This window comes from Mesorhizobium sp. P3_A9 (assembly GCF_056402975.1).
In genome coordinates this window covers 1-5,284 of sequence record NZ_JBFUGJ010000388.1, presented here as the reverse complement: position 1 = coordinate 5,284, position 5,284 = coordinate 1, and the positions used below count along the sequence as shown (strand labels likewise).

Here is a 5,284-nt window from a genome sequence, read left to right as displayed (position 1 = left end):
CTGATGCCGGGCCTTGTCGAAGGCCATGACCACATCTCCTTCGGCGGCGCGATCAAGGATTCCGATCTCGGCCTGATCCCGCCCGAGGAGCATCTGCTGCTCACCATGCGCAACGCCAAGACCTTGCTCGACCATGGCTTCACCAGCGCCTACAGCGCCGCGACCTCGAAGCTCAGGCTCGACATCGTAATCCGCAATGAAATCAATGCCGGCCGCCTGCCGGGCCCGCGCATGCGTGCCGGCAGCCCGGAAATCACCGTTACCGGCGGTCTCGGCGACGAGCGCCAGCAGCATATGTACCACGAGAGCTTCGGCATGATCGCCGACGGCGTCGAGGAGATCACCAAGGCGGTGCGGCTCTGCTGCCGAGAAGGCGCCGACAACATCAAGATCAACATTTCGGGCGATGATCTCAGCCCCGCCGCGCATGGCGGCCTCACCGTCATGAGCGAGGCCGAGGTGATGACGGCAGTGTCGGTGGCGCGTGACTTCGGCAAGAAGATCAACTGCCATGCCCGTGCCGCCGGTTCGGTCAAGCGCGCGGTGAAGTGCGGCGTCGACGTCATCTACCACTGCGAATCCGCCGACAAGGAGGCGCTCGACGCGCTGGAATCGGCCAAGGACCGCATCTTCGTCGGCCCGGCCATCGGCATCATCTACGGCACGCTCTATGAGGGCGAGCCCTTCGGCTTCACCCATGAGATGGCGGTGAAGTTCGGCATGCAGCGCATCCTCGACGACAGCCGCAAGGTCTACACCGAACTGCGCAAGCGCGGCGTGCGCGCGCTGATCGGCGGCGACTACGGTTTCGCGCAGACGCCGCAAGGCACCAACGCGCGGGATCTAAAACACTTCGTCGACCTGCTGGGATATTCGCCCAGCGAAGCCCTGCAGTGCGGCACGCGGCTCGGCGGCCAGGTGATGGGTCTCGGCGACGAGCTCGGCATGGTCAAGGAGGGCTTCATCGCCGACCTGTTGCTGGTCAATGGCGATCCGCTGAAGGATCTCGACATGATGGTGCATGAGAAGAACCTCATCGTCATCATGAAGGATGGCGAGCTCTACAAGGACCAGTCGGCCTCGGTCGCGTCGCAGCGGCAAGCGGCCTAGGCCTGGGCATCATGCAGCCCACGGTTCCGATCGATGTCGATGAGACGACCGGAATCTGGCGGACCGACGGGCTGCCGATGGTCTATTTGCCCAGGCATTTCCTGGTGAACAATCATCTCGCGGTCGAGGCAGCTCTCGGCCGCGAGGCCTACCGCGCCATCCTGCTGATATCGACGGCGAAATCCGCCATCGAATGGTGCGAGGCGCAGGTGCGCGGCAAGGGCCTCGATCCTGAGGCGACCTTCCGCCACTATTTCCAGCGCCTGTCGCAGCGCGGCTGGGGCCAGTTCTCGATCGACGTGCTGGATACTATCGGCCGTCGCGGCAGCATCAGCCTGCGCAATTCGATCTTCGCCCTCGAGGCCGGGCAGCAGCCTGGCCAGCGCGTCTGCTACATGTTTGAAGGCTTCTTCACCGGCGCCTTCTCATTCCTGCTCGGCATTGCGGATCCGACGGCGGTCGCATGCGAGGAGACCTATTGCGCCTGCGACGGCCAGCATGACCATTGCCGGTTCGATTTCGAAGCCCGGCAATAGCCCGCTGACGCCAATTACCAGCGCTGATGCACGTAAGGCTTGATGTCCTGGTCGTATATGGCCTTCACCTTGCCCATCAGCTCACTTGACAATGGCGCAAGCTCCGCCGCTTCCGCATTGGAAACCGCCTGCGCCGGATTGCGGGCGCCGGGAATGACCACGCTCACCGCGTCGAACATCAGGATCCAGCGCAGCGCGAATTTCGCCATCGTCGTGTCACCCGATACCAGCGGCCGGATCTTCTCGACCGCAGCCAGCCCGACCTCATAGGGCACGCCCGAAAACGTCTCGCCGACATCGAAGGCTTCGCCGTTGCGGTTGAACAGGCGATGGTCGGTGGTCTCGAATTTGGTGTCGGCCTTGAACTTGCCTGAAAGCAACCCGCTGGCCAGCGGTACGCGGGCGATGATGGCCACGTCGTTCTTTTTCGCCTGATCGAAGAACAATTCCGCCGGACGCTGGCGGAAGGCGTTGAAGATGATCTGCACGCTGACGACGCCGGGATATTGCATCGCCTTCAGCGCCTCTTCGACCCGCTCGACGCTGACGCCGTAATTGCGGATCTTGCCTTGCTCGACGAGCCGGTCGAGGCGCTCGAAAACCTCCGGATGATAGTAGAGGTCTGTCAGCGGGCAGTGCAGCTGTACGAGATCGAGCGTGTCCGCCTCGAGATATTTGAGGCTGCGGTCGATCCAGCCGGTCAGGTTCTCCTGGCTGAAGCCCTCGACCGTCTGTGAGGGCAACCGCTTTCCGGCCTTGGTTGCGATGAACGGTCGTTCGCCGCCGCGCTCCTTCATCACCCTGGCGATGAGTTTTTCGGAGCGGCCGTCGCCGTAGACGTCCGCTGTGTCGATAAACGTGACGCCGGCATCGAGGGCTGCATGTAGGGCGGCCACCGCATCGTCGTCATTGACCTCGCCCCAGGCGGCACCGATAGCCCATGAGCCAAAACCGATTTCGCTGACTGATCTGCCGGTGCGGCCGAATTTCCGTGATTGCATCTTGCTGTTCCTGACTGCGGCTTGCCGGCGATTCCGGCTCTGCGATTCTGATTTTCGGGAAGCCTCTTATCGCATGGCAATGCGATTGACATCCCTGTCCGTAAGATTTACCAGATTACAGGGTTGTATGACAACCCGGTAAGACTGCAATCGTTTGGAGTCGGGAGGATCTCAAATTGAAAACCGTTCTTAAACTGGGCGCGGCCCTGTGCCTTGGCGCGCTTGCTCATCCGGCGTGGGCCGAGGACAACATCGTCAAGATCGGCGTCGTCGCCGCCGAGTCTGGCTCGTTCGTTTCCGCCGGCCATACCTTGCCCGCGGGCGTCGGCCTTGCCGTCAAGCAGATCAACGATGCCGGCGGCTTCAAGGTCGGCGGCAAGACCTACAAGCTCGAAATGGTCAAGCGTGACGACCGCACCGATATCGCGACCGCGATCGCCGCGACCCAGGAACTGGTGCGCGACGTCAAGGTGCAGGCGATCTTCGGCTCGGAAACGCATGACTTCACGCTGGCCATGGCCAAGATCACGCAGCCGGCCAAGATCATCCATTTCGCTGGCAATTCGACACTGGCGAAAATCCTCAACCCCGATAGCGTCAAGCCGGGTGGCGAGGACCACTATCTCTTCCAGTCCGAACCGCAGGAATTCCAGCGCTCCGGATCGACCGCACGTGGTGTCCTGTCCCTGCTCGAACCACTGCTCGGCTTCAAGCCGAAAAAGTCGGTGATGATCGTCGGCAACGATGCCACCGGCCAGTTCCTGTCGTCCTACTACTACAAGGCGCTGAAGGCCGAAGGGCAGGACGTGCCGGACATCATCTTCTATCCGCCCGACACGACCGATTTCTCGCCCTTCCTGACGCGGGCCAAGAGCCTCAATCCGGATATCATCCACTTCTGGTACAATGGCGATTCAACGCTGACGGCGCTGCCGCAGGCGCTCGAACTCGGCGCGGCCAAGAGCTATTTCCTGTTCGGCGTCGACCCCGGCATCTGGAAGGAAAAGCAGCTTTCGGCCGATGTGCCGGTGGCGATGAGCTGCGTCCCGGTGTGTTGGGGCGAGTCGTCCAACCCGAAAGCCAAGGCCTATTTCGACGCCTATTTCGCCGCCGGCGCGCCGCACGGCGTGACCTCTTCGGTGTCGCTGCTCTACCATGACTATGTCCACTTCCTGGTCGAAGCCTGGCAGAAGGCCGACAGCTTCGATCCGGACAAGACAGTCGAGGCGCTGTTGACGCTGCACCATCAGGGCGTGGTCTCGGATGATCTGACCTTCAATCCGACGCACCAGGTCACCCATGCCACCGAGGTTTGCGCCGCGGCACCCGGCGGCGCCATCTCCTGCGCCATGCAGCAGCCACCGGCCGAAGCGCCGAAGAGCTGAAGCTTCATCATCCCCGAGTTGGCGGCATCCACCGCCAACTCCCTTTCTTGCAATAAAGGCAGGTCTCGATCGCCGTGGATATTTTCATCCAGCAAATCCTCAACGGCCTTTCCATCGCCAGCGTCATCACGCTCATCGCCATCGGCGTGACCCTGATCTTCGGCCTGACCGGCATCATCAACTTCGCTCATGGCGAGTTCCTGATGATCGGCGGCATCGTCACCTGGCTCGCCGTCAGCGCCGGCCTCGGCTTCCCCTTGGCCGTGGTGCTTTCGATCCTGGCGGTCGGGCTGATGGGCTACATCTTGGAGCGCGGCCTGTTCCGCTTCACGCTGGAGCGGCCGACCAACGGCTTCATCGTCTCGCTTGGCCTCATCGTCGTGTTGCAGCATGTCGTCGTGCTGTTCTGGAATCCCAACCAGAAGAGCATTCCGCGCCCGCTGACCACGGTCTGGGAGATCGGCGGCGTACGCATCGCCTCTGTCCGCGTCATGGTCATCCTGATCACCATCGCAGTGGTGGCGCTGAGCTTCCGTATGATCACCGCCAGCCGCTATGGCCGCGCCTTGCGCGCCAGCGTCGAGGATCGCGACACGGCGGCCCTGATGGGCATTCCCGTGCGCCGCTACATCACCGGCGTGTTCGTGCTCGGCAGCGCGCTGGCTGGCCTTGGCGGCGCCCTGCTGATCGCGCTGTTTCCGATCACCCCGTTCACCGGCGGCACCATGGTGATGAAAGGCTTTGCCGTCGCGTTGATCGGCGGGCTCGGCAACATCTACGGTGCCGTCGCCGCCGGCCTCATCCTCGGCATCGTCGAAGGCTTCAGCGCCGGCTACGGCTTCTCGCAATGGACCGACGCCTATTCCTTCGCCCTGATGATCCTGGTGCTGATCGTGCGACCGCACGGCCTGTTCGGCGGCACCAGCGGACCCCGGATGGCGTCATGAATGCCGGCGCCACTCTCAAGCCGTTGCGCTCCCTTTTGCCGGTGCTGGTCATCCTGGCGCTGATCGCGGCCGTGCCGTTGTTCTCGCCCAGCAACCGCTTCCTGTCGCTGGCGATCTCGGCCGGCATCAACGTCATCGCCCTTTACGGCCTTTCGGTGCTGTTCGGCCAGACCGGCATCCTGTCGATGGGCCATGCCGCACTGGTCGGCGTCGGCGCCTACGCGGCGGCGATCCTGGCGCGGGACTTTGACGTCGGCTTTTGGACCGCGCTGCCGGCGGCCGCCCTTGCCAGTGCTGTCTTCGCC

General features: G+C 62.9%; 6 protein-coding genes. 5 read left to right on the top strand and 1 reads right to left on the bottom strand.

What is annotated here, in order from left to right:
• The coding region (locus AC1DX0_RS30640) for a metal-dependent hydrolase family protein (RefSeq protein WP_477358168.1) at positions 1 to 1,110 on the top strand (1,110 nt) is incomplete at its 5' end.
• Positions 1,111 to 1,121: 11 nt separating this feature from the next.
• Positions 1,122 to 1,646 carry a DUF5943 domain-containing protein gene (locus AC1DX0_RS30635; RefSeq protein ID WP_477220814.1) on the top strand — a complete coding sequence of 175 codons (525 nt, stop codon included), beginning with the start codon at positions 1,122 to 1,124 and terminating at the stop codon, positions 1,644 to 1,646.
• 14 nt (positions 1,647 to 1,660) lie between these two features.
• On the opposite strand, the gene AC1DX0_RS30630 is transcribed toward AC1DX0_RS30635, so the two are convergent.
• Positions 1,661 to 2,647 carry an aldo/keto reductase gene (locus AC1DX0_RS30630; protein ID WP_477220815.1) on the bottom strand — a complete coding sequence of 329 codons (987 nt, stop codon included), beginning with the start codon at positions 2,645 to 2,647 and terminating at the stop codon, positions 1,661 to 1,663.
• A 176-nt stretch (positions 2,648 to 2,823) separates the two neighbouring features.
• Here AC1DX0_RS30630 and AC1DX0_RS30625 point away from each other — a divergent pair, with 176 nt between their 5' ends.
• The 3 genes from AC1DX0_RS30625 to AC1DX0_RS30615 all read left to right on the top strand — a co-directional run.
• Positions 2,824 to 4,032 (top strand): ABC transporter substrate-binding protein, encoded by a 1,209-nt coding sequence (locus AC1DX0_RS30625; RefSeq protein ID WP_477220816.1) that lies wholly within the window; start codon positions 2,824 to 2,826, stop codon positions 4,030 to 4,032.
• A 74-nt stretch (positions 4,033 to 4,106) separates the two neighbouring features.
• A complete protein-coding gene (locus AC1DX0_RS30620; RefSeq protein ID WP_477220817.1) occupies positions 4,107 to 4,979 on the top strand; it encodes a branched-chain amino acid ABC transporter permease in 873 nt (290 codons plus the stop codon).
• The coding region (locus AC1DX0_RS30615) for an ABC transporter permease subunit (protein ID WP_477358166.1) at positions 4,976 to 5,284 on the top strand (309 nt) is incomplete at its 3' end. The genes AC1DX0_RS30620 and AC1DX0_RS30615, both read left to right, overlap by 4 nt.

Bases quoted from the DNA above. Each gene is read 5' to 3' on its own strand.
- AC1DX0_RS30635 (WP_477220814.1), top strand. From the start codon at position 1,122: ATGCAGCCCACGGTTCCGATCGATGTCGATGAGACGACCGGAATCTGG.
- AC1DX0_RS30630 (WP_477220815.1), bottom strand. From the start codon at position 2,647: ATGCAATCACGGAAATTCGGCCGCACCGGCAGATCAGTCAGCGAAATC.